Source organism: Streptomyces sp. NPDC058008 (genome assembly GCF_042886395.1).
Lineage (GTDB): Bacteria > Actinomycetota > Actinomycetes > Streptomycetales > Streptomycetaceae > Streptomyces.
In genome coordinates this window covers 108,905-124,688 of sequence record NZ_JBHVQX010000023.1, presented here as the reverse complement: position 1 = coordinate 124,688, position 15,784 = coordinate 108,905, and the positions used below count along the sequence as shown (strand labels likewise).

Annotated in this window: 8 protein-coding genes; 2 read left to right on the top strand and 6 right to left on the bottom strand. The window is 72.4% G+C overall.

The window, feature by feature from the left end:
- On the bottom strand, positions 1-1,249 hold a 1,249-nt coding region (locus ACFVS9_RS23460; RefSeq protein WP_389935093.1), incomplete at its 3' end, for a protein kinase.
- A 276-nt stretch (positions 1,250-1,525) separates the two neighbouring features.
- Here ACFVS9_RS23460 and tkt point away from each other — a divergent pair.
- Positions 1,526-3,706 carry a transketolase gene (gene tkt / locus ACFVS9_RS23455; protein ID WP_389935090.1) on the top strand — a complete coding sequence of 727 codons (2,181 nt, stop codon included), beginning with the start codon at positions 1,526-1,528 and terminating at the stop codon, positions 3,704-3,706.
- Positions 3,707-3,725: 19 nt separating this feature from the next.
- Here tkt and ACFVS9_RS23450 read toward each other — a convergent pair whose 3' ends face one another.
- The 4 genes from ACFVS9_RS23450 to ACFVS9_RS23435 all read right to left on the bottom strand — a co-directional run bounded on the left by ACFVS9_RS23450 (position 3,726) and on the right by ACFVS9_RS23435 (position 9,967).
- A complete protein-coding gene (locus tag ACFVS9_RS23450) occupies positions 3,726-6,578 on the bottom strand; it encodes an NHLP bacteriocin export ABC transporter permease/ATPase subunit (RefSeq protein WP_389935087.1) in 2,853 nt (950 codons plus the stop codon).
- Position 6,579: 1 nt separating this feature from the next.
- Complete coding sequence (locus ACFVS9_RS23445; protein WP_389935084.1) at positions 6,580-8,853, bottom strand: NHLP family bacteriocin export ABC transporter peptidase/permease/ATPase subunit; 2,274 nt, start codon at positions 8,851-8,853, stop codon at positions 6,580-6,582.
- A complete protein-coding gene (locus ACFVS9_RS23440) occupies positions 8,850-9,656 on the bottom strand; it encodes an HlyD family efflux transporter periplasmic adaptor subunit (protein ID WP_383117135.1) in 807 nt (268 codons plus the stop codon). Before ACFVS9_RS23440 ends, ACFVS9_RS23445 begins: the two co-directional genes overlap by 4 nt.
- 83 nt (positions 9,657-9,739) lie before the next feature.
- The gene (locus tag ACFVS9_RS23435; RefSeq protein ID WP_383117136.1) at positions 9,740-9,967 is read right to left on the bottom strand and encodes a type A2 lantipeptide; all 228 of its coding nucleotides are present in this window, start codon (positions 9,965-9,967) and stop codon (positions 9,740-9,742) included.
- Positions 9,968-10,743: 776 nt separating this feature from the next.
- Here ACFVS9_RS23435 and ACFVS9_RS23430 point away from each other — a divergent pair.
- Positions 10,744-13,440, top strand: a complete 2,697-nt coding sequence (locus tag ACFVS9_RS23430) for a cellulose binding domain-containing protein (RefSeq protein WP_389935081.1) — start codon at positions 10,744-10,746, stop codon at positions 13,438-13,440.
- Between the two features lie 90 nt (positions 13,441-13,530).
- Here the strand turns inward: ACFVS9_RS23430 and ACFVS9_RS23425 are convergent, their stop codons facing one another.
- Positions 13,531-15,711 carry a discoidin domain-containing protein gene (locus tag ACFVS9_RS23425; RefSeq protein ID WP_389935078.1) on the bottom strand — a complete coding sequence of 727 codons (2,181 nt, stop codon included), beginning with the start codon at positions 15,709-15,711 and terminating at the stop codon, positions 13,531-13,533.
- Between the last annotated feature and the right edge of the window lie 73 nt (positions 15,712-15,784).

Here is a 15,784-nt window from a genome sequence, read left to right as displayed (position 1 = left end):
GGGACAGGGACCAGCGTTCCCGCGCCTTCGCGTCGCTCACGATGTGGCCGGGCGGACCCGTGGTTGGTGCGCCGGTCGCGGGCCGGCGGGACACCACCGTGCCGCCCGCGGGTGTCCCCCCGGCCTCGGTGGGCTCCGCCCCGGCCTCCCGGTCGCGCGGCTCCCCCGAGAGCAGCAGGGCGGTCACCGCCGCGGCCAGCACGGCCGCGACCGCGGCGAGTCCGAGCGCCCCCCGGCGGCTTGGGCGCGAGGCGGGCTCCCGGCGGTCCGGTACGTCGGGCGGGGTAGGGCCGTACGGGCCCGCGGACACGGCCGCCGGCCGCCGCTCCGTCGCGTCGGCGGGAAGCGGAGCGGTCTCCGCCTCGCCCCGCGCGGACACCGCCCGGTCCCGCGCGGGCGGGCCCTCGTCGCGGACCAGCGCGCGGTAGTGGGGGTCCGTGGCGAGCGCGGAGTCCACCGCACAGCGCGCGATCACGGCCGCCGGGTCGGGCCGGTCCGCCGGATCCTTGGCGACGCACTCCCGGATGAGCGCGGCGAGCGCGGGACGCACGCCGTCCACGTCGACGTCCTCGTGCACGGCCCGGTAACTCACCGCCGCCGCGTCCCCCGACCCGTAGGGAGGCCGGCCCGTGGCCGTGTACGCGAGTGTCGCCCCCAGCGCGAACACGTCCGCCGCGGGGCCGACCTCGTTGCGCAGGACCACCTCCGGCGCCGCGAACCCGGGGGTCCCGGGCGCCGTCCCGTCCTTCGTCAGCGACGTCTCGCCGAGCACGCGGGCGATACCGAAGTCGATCAGCTGCGGCCCCTGCGGCGACAGGATCACGTTCTGCGGCTTCAGGTCCCGATGGGTCACCCCGTGCACGTGGACGGCCGCCAGCCCCTCGGCGAGGGCGGCGAACAGCCTGAGCGCGCTGTCGGCCGGGAACGGCCCGCCCGCCCGCACCGCCGCGCGCAGCGTGGGCCCCGCGACGTACTCGGTCGCCAGCCAGTAGGGCGGGGCGTCCAGCGACGCCTCGATCAACCGGGCGGTGCCGGCACCGCGTACGGCCTCCACGGTGGCCGCCTCCCGCCGGAAGCGGACCAGCGCCTCCGGGTGATCACTGATCTCGTCCCGGATCACCTTCACCGCCACCAGGCGCCCGCCGGGGGAGCGGCCGAGGTACACCTGCCCCATCCCGCCCGCGCCGAGCCGGGCCAGCAGCTGGTACGCGCCCATGCGCGAGGGGTCCTGGGGCCGCAGCTCGTCCACCGGCACGACTCTGCCACACCGGCCGTCCGGCGGACCGTGGCTCCGGAAAAGTGCGGAGCCCGCCCCGGTCCGCCCGTGGGACCCGCGCATGTCCACCACCCCCCGGGGCAGACGACCGCCGTCGGGGCGCGGCGCGCCCCGTCACCCGGCCTCCGCCGCACCGCCGGTCCCGCTCCGGGTGCGGGAGGCGGTGAGGGAACAGAGGATGCGAGGGGTGGCGAGCCGCACCGACCGGCCCCCGTCGTACGGAGAAGCGACACCCGAGGGAGACACACCATGGCGCCCGAGCGATCCTCTTCCGGCAGCACCGCACCCCGCGACCCCGGGCTGGCCCTCCCCGTGGCCGTGCGGGCGGGGTGGAGCGACGTGGACGTGCGCGCGGTGGACACCGTACGGGTGCTCGCCGCCGACGCCGTCCAGAAGACCGGCAACGGGCACCCCGGTACCGCGATGAGTCTGGCGCCCCTCGCCTACCTGCTGTTCCAGCGGGTCATGCGGCACGACCCCGCCGACGACCAGTGGCTCGGCAGGGACCGCTTCGTCCTCTCCTGCGGCCACAGCAGCCTCACCCTGTACATCCAGCTCTACCTGGCCGGCTACGGCCTGGAGATGGACGACCTGAAGGCGCTGCGGACCTGGGGCTCGGCGACCCCCGGCCACCCGGAGTACCGGCACACCCGCGGCGTCGAGATCACCACCGGTCCGCTGGGCCAGGGGATGGGCGCCTCCGTCGGCATGGCGATGGCCGCCCGCCGGGAGAGGGGCCTGCTCGACCCGGACGCCGCCCCGGGCACCAGCCCCTTCGACCACCGGGTCTACGTGCTGGCCTCCGACGGCGACATGATGGAGGGCGTCGCGTCCGAGGCGGCGTCGCTCGCCGGCCACCAGCAGCTGGGCAACCTCGTGGCGTTCTACGACTCCAACCACATCTCCATCGAGGACGACACCGACATCTCGTTCAGCGAGGACGTCCCGGCCCGCTTCGCCGCGTACGGATGGCACGTCCAGACCGTGGACTGGACGCGTACGGGCGACTACGTGGAGGACGTCGACGCGCTGCTCGACGCGATCGAGGCAGCCAAGGCCGAGCGGTCCCGGCCCTCACTGATCATGCTGCGCACGATCATCGGCTGGCCGGCCCCGACCAAGAGGAACACCGGCAAGGCGCACGGTGCGGCCCTCGGCGACGAGGAGGTCGCCGGGACCAAGAGGCTCCTGGGCTTCGACCCCGAGGAGTACTTCCCCATCGAGGACGAGGTCCTCGCCCACACCCGGGCCGTCGGGGAGCGGGGCAGGGACGACCGGGACCGCTGGCGGCGGACCTACGAGGCGTGGCGCACCGCGCACCCGGAGCGGGCCGCCCTGCTGGACCGGCTGCGGGAGCAGGAGCTCCCCGACGGCTGGACCCACGCCCTGCCCCACTTCCCGGCCGACGCGAAGGGCATGGCCACCCGCAAGGCGTCCGGCCAGGTGCTCACCGCGCTCGCCCCCGTCCTGCCCGAGCTGTGGGGCGGCTCCGCGGACCTCGCGGGCAGCAACAACACCACCATGGACGGCGAGCCCTCCTTCATCCCCTCCGACCGCCAGACCGCCGAGTTCTCGGGAGGGCCCTACGGGCGGACCCTGCACTTCGGCATCCGTGAGCACGCGATGGGCGCCGTGCTCAACGGCATCGCCCTGCAGAGCCTGACGCGCCCCTACGGCGGCACGTTCCTCACGTTCAGCGACTACATGCGTCCCGCCGTCCGCCTCGCCGCCCTGATGAAGCTGCCCGCCACCTACGTCTGGACCCACGACTCCATCGGACTGGGGGAGGACGGCCCCACCCACCAGCCCGTCGAACACCTGGCGGCCCTGCGGGCGATCCCGGGACTCGACGTCGTACGGCCCGGCGACGCCAACGAGACCACCGCCTGCTGGCGGGCGATCCTGGAGCACACCGACCGCCCGGCCGGACTCGTCCTGACCCGGCAGAACCTCCCCGTGCTGGACCGCGCCGACGGTGTCCACGCACCCGCCGGGGGAGCGGTGCGCGGCGCGTACGTCCTCGTGGAGGCATCCGGGACCGCCCCGGACGTCATCCTCGTGGCGACGGGGTCCGAGGTCCACATCGCCCTCGACGCGCGCAGGCTGCTGGTGGACGAGGGCCTGGCCGTCCGCGTGGTCTCGATGCCCTGCCGCGAATGGTTCGCCGAGCAGCCGGCCTCGTACCAGGACGAGGTGCTGCCACCGGACGTGCGCGCCCGGGTCAGTGTCGAGGCCGCCGTCGGGCAGGGCTGGCGCGAGGTGGTCGGCGACGCCGGGCGGATCGTGAGCCTGGAGCACTACGGCGCCTCCGCCGACTACGAGCGGCTGTACCAGGAGTTCGGCATCACCGCCGAAGCCGTCGCCTCGGCGGCCCGTGCCAGCATCCGCGACGCGGTGGAGGCCCCCAGGCCCGGCGGCCGGCGGTCCTAGCCGGCGCGCCCGTACGGGGTCAGCTCATCTGGCGCCGCACCAGTGCGTGGAGGGGCCCGGCCGTGTCCGCGAGGAGTTCGGCGGGCGGCCCCTCCTGCACGACACGGCCGTCCGCCATGACGATCAGCCGGTCCGCGTCCATGACCGTGGACAGCCGGTGCGCGATCACGACGCGGGTGGCGGCCAGGGACCCGGTGCTCCTGGTCACCGTGCGCTGGGTCTCGTTGTCCAGGGCGCTGGTGGCCTCGTCGAAGAACAGGACGCGGGGGCGCCGGACGAGCGCCTGGGCGATCATCAGCCGCTGGCGCTGCCCCCCGGAGATCGCGCCGCCGTCGGAGATCATCGTGTGCAGCCCCATCGGCATGCGCTCGATGTCCTCGGCCAGCCCCGCCATCGCGGCGGCCTCCCACGCCTCCTCCTGCGTGAAGGCCTCCGCACCGCAGATGCAGTCCAGGATCGATCCGGACAGCGGTCGGGCGTTCTGCAGGACGACCCCGCACTGACGGCGCACGGCCGCCCGGTCGAGCGCCGCCAGGTCCTGGCCGTCGTACAGGACGCTGCCGGAGAGCGGCCTGTCGAAACCGATGAGCAGCCTCAGCAGGGTCGACTTCCCGCACCCGCTGGGGCCCACGATCGCGACGAACTCGCCCGGCTGTACCTTCAGCGACACGTTGTCCAGGACGACGGGACCGTCCTCGGAGTAGCGGAAGGACACACCCCTGGCCTCGATCTCCCCGGACAGCGTGCCCGGCCGGGTACTGGCGCCCCGTACCTCCGGTGCCGCGTCGAGCACCGGCTTGATCTGTTCCAGCATCGGCAGCACGGCGGCGGCCGACACGAACGCCCCGGTGAGCTGGGTGACGGCCGTCAGCAGCATCGTCACGGACGTGTTGAAGGTCAGGAACTCACCCGCCGTCAGGGAGCCCCGGGCCGCGCCCGCCAGCAGGACGAAGACGGCCAGCGAACACAGCGGCAGACAGACCGCGTCGAGCGCCGTCGTCAGGTTCTTGATCCGGCCCGCCCGCTTCTGAAGCTCACGGCTGCGGGCGAACTCCGTCGCCCACGCCCCGTAGGCGAAGCTCTCCGCCGCCGCCACCCGCAGCTTGGGCAGTCCGCGCAGTGTCTGGAACGCCTGGTTGTTCAGCTTGTTCCCGAGCTCCACCAGCTCTCGCTGCCAGCGCAGTTCCCGCAGGCCCAGGAGGAGGAACGCCGCCGCGACCAGCACCAGCACGGCGACCGCCGAGAGGGCCAGCGGAACACTGAACCAGAGCAGCAGTCCCAGATTCACCACCCCGAGCGTGCCCGCCTGCACCAGGACGGGACCGGTGCCGGACAGCACCCGGCGGATGGCGCTCACCCCCATGGCCGCGCTCGCCAGTTCACCGGTGGAGTGCTCCGTGAAGAACGTCGCCGGCAGCCGCAGGAGCCGGTCCCAGACCGCCGGCTGAAGGGTGCTCTCGATCCGCCCCTCCATCCGCAGGATCGTGAGGTTCTGCACCAGCATGAAGGCCGCCGACACGACACCGGAGATGATCACGGCCAGCGACACCTGGACGATGAGGGCGGTCTGCGCGGCCGGCACGTACACGCCGAGCACCCTGCCGGTCGCCAACGGCACCAGCGCCCCCAGCGCCACCGTCACCAGCCCCGCGGTCACCAGGCCGCGCAGATCGCCCCGGGCGCCGGACAACCCGAAGCGCAGCAGCTGCCTCCTGTTCGACGGCTGCTCCGGCAGCGGCCGGTAGAACATGACGGCGCGCTCGTCGAACTCCCGCGCCGACGCGCTGCCGACGCGGGCCCGCCGGCCGGTCAGCGGGCTGACCGCCCAGTAGCTGCCACGGCGCCAGAGCAGGGCGACCGGGGCACCGGACGCGGCCCGGTGGCCCACCAGCGGACCGGAGTTCTCGCGCCACCAGCGTCCGTCGAGCCGCACCGCGCGGGTGCGCACCCGCGAGGCGACCGCGACGCGTTCGACCGGGTCGGCGCGGTCACCCACCGCGCCGGCCGCCGCGGGCTCCGCGAGGACGATCCCGCAGTCCCGTGCCACCAGACGGCAGGCCGCGTACACGGCGTCGTCCGACACGCCTGATGGGCGCCGACCGCCTCTCCGGGAGCGGCCGATCGAGGTCAGCAGCGCCTGGTCGGCCTCCCTGCGCACGGCCTCGCCCGCCTTCATGCCCGCCGCTGTCCGGTCCTCGTGGGCGCGCTCCAGCCGCTCGATCCAGCGGTCGAGCGCCGACAGCAGCCGGTACTGCTGATCGACCATTCCCTGCCACATCGCGGGGTCGACCAGCAGATCGCCCGCGGCCTCCGCGCCGAACGCGGCACCGTGGCGCACACTGCCCGGTGCCACCGGCAGCCACAGGACGTCGTCGTCGCCCACCGACTCCGGCGCGGCGGTCCGCCCGTCCAGCGGGGCCTCGGACAGCACCCGCCGGCCGCGTCCCACACCCAGCGAGAAGGCGTGCTCCAGAAGCCCCTGCGAGGCGTCCCCGGCGTCGTACCCGTACGGCTCGCCGTACGCCCCCTGGCCCGGGTACTCCGGCCGGTACAGCTCACGCAGCGGGATACGGCGCAGCGCGCACTCCCGGAGGGGCCGCCCCACCAGGGTGTGCCGCGGGCCCTCGACCGGCCCCAGTACGAGGGCTCCCGGCTCCAGCCTGCCCAGGAAGTGCCAGTGCCCCTGCTCCGCCGCGTCCACCGCGAACAGGTCGAGGGCGCCGCCCACGACGAGCCAGAGCACCTGGGGCCCCTCCAGCGAAAGGCTTCGCAGCCCGGTGCGGTCGACCGGTGCGCCGAGCGCGCCCAGCGCCCCGATGACCGGGTCCTGCCCCGGCACCCCGGTGCCCGTGGGTGGAGGTACGGATGCCACGTCAGTGCTCCCTGACCAGATCGGCGTAGGGGCCCCCGGCGGCCACCAGGTCCTCGTGCCGGCCGCGCTCCACCACGGTCCCGTGGTCCAGGACCACGATCTCGTCGCTGTCGCGCACCGTGCTCAGCCGGTGCGCGATCACGACGCAGGCGCAGCCGCGCCGCCGGAGGCCGTCGATGATGATCCGCTCCGTCTCGGCGTCCAGCGCGCTGGTGACCTCGTCCAGGACCAGGACGCTCGGCCGGCGTACGAGCGCCCTGGCGATCTCCAGGCGCTGGCGCTGCCCGCCGGAGAAGTTCCGTCCGTCCTGCTCCACCCGGCTGTGGATGCCGCCCGGGCGGCGGGCGACGACGTCGTACAGGACGGCGTCCCGCAGGGCCTCCGTCACGTCCTCGTCCGGGACGGAGGGGTCCCACAGCGCCACGTTGTCCCGGACGGTCCCCTCGAAGAGGAAGACGTCCTGGTCGACGAAGGAGACGGAGGCGGCCAGAGCACCCCTGGGTATGTCCTCCAGCCGCTGCCCGTCGATGCGGATCGTGCCCTCCCACGGGCTGTGGAGACCCGAGACGAGCCGCGAGACCGTCGACTTGCCGCTGCCCGAACCGCCGACGAGCGCCACCTGCCGGCCCGGACCCACCGACAGGGAGAAACCGGAGAGCAGGGGCTCGTCGAGCGGGCTGTAGCCGAAGGTGATGTCCTCCAGCGACACATGGCCCTTGAGACGGCGGGTGCTCGCGGCCGGCTCGCGGCGGGAGTACAGGGCGTCGACCGGGAAGTTCTCGACGTCCTTGAGGCGGGCCACGTCGGCCGCGAAGTCCTGGATCCGGCCCGCCACCCCGTTGAGCCGGGTGACCGGCGCGGTGAAGCGGGTCACCAGCGCCTGGAAGGCGACGAGCAGGCCGACCGAGATGTGCCCCTCCACGGCCCGCAGACCGCCGATCCACAGGATCAGCGCGCTGTTGAGCGTCGCGAGGGCGGGAGCCACGACGCCCAGCCAGGCGCTCGGCACCCCGAGGCGCTGCTGCTCGTCCAGCGTCGTCGCGTGCTGTCCCGCCCACCGGCGGAAGTACCCGTCCTCGCCCCCCGTGGCCTTCATCGTCTCGATCAGCTGGAGACCGGTGTACGACGTGTTGGTCAGCCGCGCGCTGTCGGCCCGCAGCTTCTGCGTGCCGGTGGCCCGCAGCCGCACCACGACGCGCATCGCGACCACGTTGAGCAGCGCGATGCCCACCCCGAGGACGGTCAGCTGCGGATCGTACGTCCACAGCAGGACCGCGTAGAGGAGGACGACGACGCCGTCCACAGCGGCCGCGGTGAGGTCCCGGGCGAGGGTCTCGGCCACGCCGTCGTTCGACCGGAGGCGCTGGACGAGGTCGGCCGGGCCGCGCTGCGCGAAGAAGGTGACCGGCAGCCGGAGCAGGTGCCGGAAGAAGCGCGCGCCGCCGAGCGTGGAGGAGATGACGCGCCCGCGCAGCAGGTTGGCCTGCTGCGACCAGGTCAGTACGGCCGTGAGGGCGACCATGGTGCCCATTGCGGCGAACAGCACGCCCAGCAGCGAGTCCTGCCCGCCGATCAGGAACATGTCGATATAGGTACGGCTCAGGGCCGGGAGCGAGGCGCCGACGGCCACCAGCAGCAGGCTGGCGAGCAGGGCGGCCAGCATCGTGCCGCTCGTGCCGCGCAGCCGGCCCGGCAGGGAGGCCATGACTCCGGGCCTGCGGCCGCCGCGCTCGAACCCCTCGCCCGGTTCGAGGACGAGGACGACTCCGGTGAAGCTGGTGTCGAAGTCCTCGGCCGGGACGAACCGCCGTCCCTTGCCCGGGTCGTTGATGTGTACGCCTCGCCGCCCCAGGCGGCGCCCGGTGCCGTCGTACACGACGTAGTGGTTGAACTCCCAGAACAGGATCGCGGGCGCGGGGACCTCCGCGAGGGCCGCCGGTTCCATCTGCATGCCCTTGGCCCGCAGGCCGTAACCACGGGCCGCCTTCAGCACGTTGCTGGCGCGCGAGCCGTCACGTGAGACGCCGCAGGCGATCCGCAGCTCCTCCAGCGGCACATGGCGGCCGTGGTGCGCCAGCACCATCGCCAGCGAGGCCGCGCCGCACTCCAGGGCCTCCATCTGGAGCACGGTGGGGGTGCGTACCGTCCTCGTCCGGGCGGGCTTCGGCGCGGCACGCGGCCTCCGCCTGCCGCCCGGGCCCCCCTCCGGGCGGTGCCTGCCGCGCCCCGGGGGCGGCAACTGCCGGGCGGCGGGGGACGGGTGCGGTGCGGTCACGGGAGCAGCCAATCGATCGGGTGCTGGTCGGCGAGACGGATGGAGCCGGTGGCTTGGGTCATGGAGCCGATGGCGTACGGAGGGCCCTCGGCCGAGGACCAGCGGTAGCCGGACTCCGTGGAGTCCGAGCGTTCGATCCTCACCAGGACCGCCAGCGGCCTGCCGTGTCGGGAGAACTGCTCGCCGAGCTGGGCGTCGCCGAGGAACCGGGTGATCTGCTGCCTCGTCTGCGCCGCGCCGCCGACGGCGGCCACCCTGCCGCGCAGCACGCCGTACTGCTGGGCGGGCACGGACTGGACCGTGAGGTCGACGGGGGCACCCACCGGAACCGAGGCGGCACTGCCGCCGGACACGTACAGCAGGACGACCAGGGGGTCGTCGGCGCCGTCGATCCGTTCGACGCTCGCCAGGTCCGCGCCGGTGGTGACCACCGCGCCGACCGTCGCCGCCACGGACGTCAGCCGGCCCGCGTCGATCGTCCGGACGACACGTTCCCCCTTCTCCGTACGGACCTTGAGCAGGGGGGAGTCGCGGGGCAGGGTGCCGCCCTCGTCGGCGAGCACCTCGGTGATCTGTCCGGCGACCGGACTCTGCAGGACGTAGCTGCCCCGGGAGTGGGTGAGGATGCCCGGCGCGTCGAGGGTGGCGGCCACCGAGCCCGTCACGGCCCAGAAGCAGGCGGCGGCCATCACGGCGACGGTCACGCAGAGCGCGAGCAGGCCCTGCGGGCGGGCGAACCGCACCGGAAGATCGAGCTGTTCGGGCGACTGCAGCTTGGAAAGGGCCTGTTGGCGGAACTGCACGGAACTCTTCCCTCACCTGTCGGCGGTCGGCACCGAGCCCCGGAACCGACCGGTTCCGGGGCTCGGCGGGGTACTGCCGTCTCTCAGAGGCCGGCGGTGAGGCCGGTGGCCAGACCGGTGACCGCGCCCGTGTTCACGCCCGTGGCGCCCTCGACGAGGCCGGTGACCGAGCCGACGGTGCCGGCGACCGGGACGACGCCCTCGACGGTGCCCGTGACGTTGCCGACGAGACCGCCGACGAGGCCGCCCGAGACGTTGTCGAGGTCGCTGTCGGAGATCTCGGTGGTCTCGACCTGGGGGGTGTTGTTCATGATGAGCGCTGCCCTTCGTCGGGAAATTGCTTGTGCACGTAAAACGGAAACCCGTGGTGCGGCCTCCGTCGGGCCAGGATCAAAGCACGCCCGCCCCTCGTACAGCCAATCGAACCGAGGTGGATCCGCGGTTATCGGGCCGCTGGAATCGAATGACGCGCACACGTGGTCATTCCGTGCGGGCATTTTCTTCACGAGCTTCACCGGAGGAATTCCGGGCCGTCGCAACCGCACGCCCCTCAAGTGGGGCACTCCGGCCGGTATCGCCTGTCCAGCAGGTCTGGACCTGGGGTTCCGTGCCCGGCCGCGTGATCGGTGTGCGCACGCCGTGTGCAGGTTTCCCCGATTCCCCTGACCCCGTAATCCGAGGGCCCGCGGCGCGGCTCCCTTCGGAGCTCCGAAAGATATCGGTATTCACGAAATCGCAAAAGCTGAGTGCTGCTCGCTTTTCTTCGGAGGTTCTCCGTGAATGGGGTGGCGCATTCATGAAGTGATTTCCCGTTCCGCGTGCCCGTCGCGTCACGGGGTCTTCGGATATATGGAGAACGTGTGCGGCGCCTTCCGGTGGCCGTGCGGAGGGAGGCGGGGGTCCGTGAGGCGGGGCGGACGGGCTCTCGCGGCGGCGGTGGGCTCATTCATCCGATGAAACGGCTGCACCACCCTTCTCTCGGGCGACGGGCGGCGCTACGATCGGGATGCGCTATGGGAGCGCTCCCATCTCTGTGTCAGTCCCGTACCGCCGCTGCGCGGCGGACCAGCTCGGAGAGGACGTTTCCGTGCGCTTGAGCGCCAGACCCATCGCCGCCCTACTGGCGGCGCTCGCCCTCACCGCCGGGGTGTCGATCACCGCCACCCCGGCCGTGGCACGCTCGGACGAAAGGCCCGCGGCGGCCGAGGCATCGGATGTGTCCCTCGCCGCGGACACCTACACCTGGAAGAACGCACGGATCGACGGCGGCGGCTTCGTGCCGGGCATCGTCTTCAACCGCACCGAGAAGAACCTCGCCTACGCCCGTACCGACATCGGCGGCGCCTACCGCTGGGACCAGTCGGGCAAGCAGTGGAAGCCGCTGCTCGACTGGGTGGACTGGGACCGCTGGGGCTGGTCCGGAGTGGTGAGCCTCGCCTCCGACACGGCCCAGCCCGACAAGGTGTACGCGGCCGTCGGCACGTACACCAACAGCTGGGACCCGACGAACGGGGCGGTCCTGCGGTCCTCGGACCGCGGTGCCTCCTGGAAGGCGGCCACGCTGCCCTTCAAGCTCGGCGGCAACATGCCGGGCCGGGGGATGGGTGAGCGGCTCGCCGTCGACCCCAACAAGAACTCCGTGCTGTACCTGGGCGCCCCCAGCGGCAACGGCCTGTGGCGTTCCACCGACTCGGGGGTCACCTGGTCGAAGGTGACCGCCTTCCCCAACCCGGGCAACTACGCGCAGGACCCGTCCGACACCAGCGGATACGGCAACGACAACCAGGGCATCGTCTGGGTGACCTTCGACGAGCGCTCCGGCAGCGCGGGCAGCGCCACCCGGGACATCTACGTCGGGGTCGCCGACAAGCAGAACACCGTCTACCGCTCCACGGACGGCGGCGGCACCTGGTCCAGGATCGCCGGCCAGCCGACCGGCTACCTCGCGCACAAGGGCGTACTCGACTCCGCGACCGGCCACCTCTACCTGACGCTGAGTGACACGGGCGGCCCCTACGACGGCGGCAAGGGCCGGATCTGGAGGTACGACACGAAGACCGGCGTGTGGGCGGACGTCAGCCCGGTCGCCGAGGCCGACACCTACTACGGCTTCAGCGGCCTCTCCGTCGACCGGCAGAAGCCCGGCACCCTGATGGCGACGGCCTACAGCTCCTGGTGGCCCGACACCCAGATCTTCCGCTCCACCGACAGCGGCGCCACCTGGACGAAGGCGTGGGACTACACGAGCTACCCGAACCGCGCCAACCGCTACACCCTGGACGTCTCCTCCGTCCCCTGGCTCAGCTGGGGTGCGAACCCGTCCCCGCCGGAGACCGCACCCAAGCTGGGCTGGATGACGGAGTCGCTGGAGATCGACCCGTTCGACTCGAACCGGATGATGTACGGCACGGGTGCGACGGTCTACGGCACCGAGAACCTCACGTCCTGGGACTCCGGCGGCCAGTTCAAGATCACGCCCATGGTCAAGGGCCTGGAGGAGACGGCCGTCAACGACCTGGCCAGCCCGCCCTCCGGCGCTCCGCTGCTCAGCGCGCTCGGTGACATCGGCGGCTTCCGGCACACGGACCTCGACGCCGTGCCCGCCATGATGTTCACCTCGCCGAACCTGGACTCGACCACCAGCCTGGACTTCGCGGAGACGTCACCCGGAACGGTCGTGCGCGTCGGAAACTCCGACACCGCTCCGCACATCGGCTTCTCCACCGACAACGGTGCCAACTGGTTCCAGGGCTCCGAGCCCTCCGGCGTCACCGGAGGCGGAACGGTCGCGGCCGCGGCGGACGGCAGCGGCTTCGTCTGGAGCCCGGAGGGCGCGGGCGTCCACCGCACCACGGGCTACGGCAACTCCTGGACGGCCTCCACCGGGATCCCCGCCGGGGCGACGGTCGAGTCGGACCGGAAGAACCCGAGAACGTACTACGGGTTCAAGGCCGGCACCTTCTACGTGTCGACCGACGGCGGGGCCACGTTCACCGCGAAGGCGACCGGGCTCCCGGCCGAGGGGAACGTCCGCTTCAAGGCGCTGCCCGGCGCGGAGGGCGACATCTGGCTCGCGGGCGGCGCCCCGACGGGAGCGTACGGGCTCTGGCGCTCCACCGACTCCGGCGCGAGCTTCACCAAGCTCTCCGGGGTGGAACAGGCCGACAGCGTCGGCTTCGGCAAGGCGGCCTCCGGGGCCTCGTACCAGACCGTCTTCGTCAGCGCGAAGATCGGCGGGGTACGCGGCATCTTCCGCTCCACGGACAAGGGCGCCACCTGGACACGGATCAACGACGACGCGCACCAGTGGGCCTGGACCGGCGCGGCGATCACCGGGGACCCGCGGGTCTACGGCCGGGTCTACGTCTCCACCAACGGCCGGGGCATCCAGGTCGGGGAGTCCTCCGCGTCCGGCGGCGGAGGCACGGACCCGGGTCCCGGCCCGGGGGAGCCGCCGGCGGACGCCGGCTGCGCGGTGGCGTACAAGGTCACCAACCAGTGGTCCGGAGGCTTCCAGGCCGAGGTGACGGTCACCAACACCGGCGGCACCGCCTACGACGGCTGGCAGCTGGGGTGGTCCTTCCCGGGCGACCAGAAGGTCACCCAGATCTGGAACGCCACGCACCAGCAGACCGGGGCCAAGGTGACCGCCACCAACGTCGGCTGGAACGCCAAGGTGGCCCCCGGGGCCTCGGTGGGCTTCGGCTTCACCGGCAGTTCGACGGGCACCGCCGCCGCGCCGGCCGCGTTCACGCTGGGCGGTGGGGCCTGCACCGTCCGGTGACCTGTTCCCTTGCGTGACGCGGGGCCCGGCAGACACCTCCTGCCGGGCCCCGCGCCGTGCGATGAGCGGCCTCCGCTCATCCCGCCCGGCTCAGGGGAAGGACACCACCTGGGACGGGACGGTCGACGTACCGGACGTGGGGGACCCGGTGTCGTTGATGACGTGTTCGTACTGGCCCTGGCCGCCCAGGGACACGACGAGCAGGTCGTGGAACTTGACCCCGGGCTTCACGGGAGCCTGGAAGCCGTGCTGCTGACGGATGGTCGGGTCGACGTTGAAGTAGCAGTAGCTGCCCAGGCCCCAGCCCTCGTGGGTGGTGACGGAGTCACCCACCTTGTAGGCGGCGTAGCCCTTGATCGCGCCGTTCTGGATGGCGGCCTGGTTCGGGGCGTCGTAGGCCTTCTCGTTCTGGAAGAAGATCGTCCGGCCGTTCTCGCCGTACCACTGGACGTCGTACTTGTTGAAGTGCTCGACGAACAGGCCCGTCGCCAGCACGTCGTCACCGTTCACCCGGAGCCCGTAGTCGGACCGGTTGGTCTCCCAGCCGACCCCGTCGCCGTGGTCCGCGCGCCAGAGCCAGGTGTGGTCGATGATCGTGTCGTCGCTGTTGACCACCATGCCCGTGGTCGCCTTCCCGGCACCCGCCCCGCCGACCCGGACGAAGACGTCCTGGAGGCTGGTCGGGTTGGCCGCGTGGTCGGCCGCCGCTCCCTCCGGTCCCACCTGGACGAGGACCGGGGAGTTCTGCGTACCGGCGTCCACGAGGAGTCCGGCGAGCTTGACGCCGTCGACGTCGCCGACCTTGATCGCGGTCACGCCGTTGTCCGGGATGACCGTGGCGAGGCCGAGGCCGAGCGCCACGGTGTTCGCCCGGTTGATCTCGATGGGCTCGGTGACGTGGTAGACGCCCGGGGTGAACAGCAGGTGCAGACCCTGCCGGACGGCGGCGTTGATCGTCTGCGCCGTCGCGCCGGGCTTCACCACGTAGAACTGGCTCAGCGGGATGGACTCACCCTGCGGGGTGCCGTTCCACGAGACACCGCGTGCGTTGGTGCGCTTGGCGGGGACGAACACCTTGTAGTCGTTGCCGTCGAGGTAGAGGAAGGGCTTCTCGCGGGAGACCGGGGTGGTGTTCAGCGTGGTGTACGGGGGTTCGGGGAAGCTCTGGGCGGGGGCGCCCTCGACGCCGGAGAAGGTCATGTTCCAGACGCCGTTGCCCCAGCCGCCGATCGAGCTGTCGCGGGTGTACCACTGCTGCTGGGAGTACGGCCCGACCTGCCCGTCGATCTTGCTGTCGGCGATGTAGCCGCCGCTCGCCCAGCCGTAGCCGTTCGGTGCGAGGTTGAGCCCGCCCTTGACGTGCATGCGGCGGAAGGGGGCGGCCTGGGAGACGGCCCAGCGGTTGGTCCCGTTGACGGGGTTCAGGGCCAGGTTCTCCGCCGAGCGCCAGAAGTTCTGCGTGGCGTTGCCGTTGAACCAGCCGGCGTCGACGGTGACGTCGCCGTTGAACGTCGTGTCGTCGGGCTTGAGGCCGAGGCCCGCGATGGAGGTGTAGAAGCCGATCTGCGCGTTGATGTTGTTGTACGTGCCGGGCTTGAACATCAGCGCGTAGCGGCCCGTGCCGAACTGCGCGGACTCCTGCTGCTTGAAGATCGCGTCGACCCTGGCCTGGATGTTCGGGGTCGAGGGGTCGAAGACCAGCACGTTGGGGCCGAGGTCACCGCCACCCGGGATCTGCGGGTCGCCGCCGCCCACCGTGCCGAACACCTGGAACTCCCAGAGCGAGTGCCCGTATCCGGTGGCCCGCGCGGTACCGGTCAGCCGGACGTAGCGGGCGGTGCCGGACACGGTGAGCGTCTCGTTCCCGCCGGGGCCGGTGGTGGTGGAGTACGCGGTGCTCCAGTTGGTGTTGTCCGTGGAGAACTCGACCCGGTAGGCGGTGGAGTAGGCCGCCTCCCAGCGCAGCACGATCTGGCTCACGGAGGCCGCGGCCCCCAGGTCGACCTTGATCCACTGCGGATCGGAGAAGGCGCTCGACCAGCGCGTCCCGTTGTTCCCGTCGACCGCGGCCGAGGCGGGGGTGCCGTCGTTCTCCTGGCTGGACGAGGTGACCGTCTTCCCCTGGGAGAGCAGGGTGGGCGCGGCGCTCGCGGAGGTCTGGGGGACGAAGGCCAGGAGCGAGAGGACGAGGCCGGCGATGACGGCCAGCACACCGCTGCGTCGTCCGGCCGGTGCGGGGCGGGGTCTGTGGAGGTTCGAAGGTGCGTTCACGGAGGTCTCCTCTGTCGTGGGGCGGGTACACGACGCGCACAGCCGGAGAGCGCTCTCTCCGGCTGTGCGAGAT

Bases quoted from the DNA above. Each gene is read 5' to 3' on its own strand.
- ACFVS9_RS23435 (WP_383117136.1), bottom strand. From the start codon at position 9,967: ATGAACAACACCCCCCAGGTCGAGACCACCGAGATCTCCGACAGCGAC.
- tkt (WP_389935090.1), top strand. From the start codon at position 1,526: ATGGCGCCCGAGCGATCCTCTTCCGGCAGCACCGCACCCCGCGACCCC.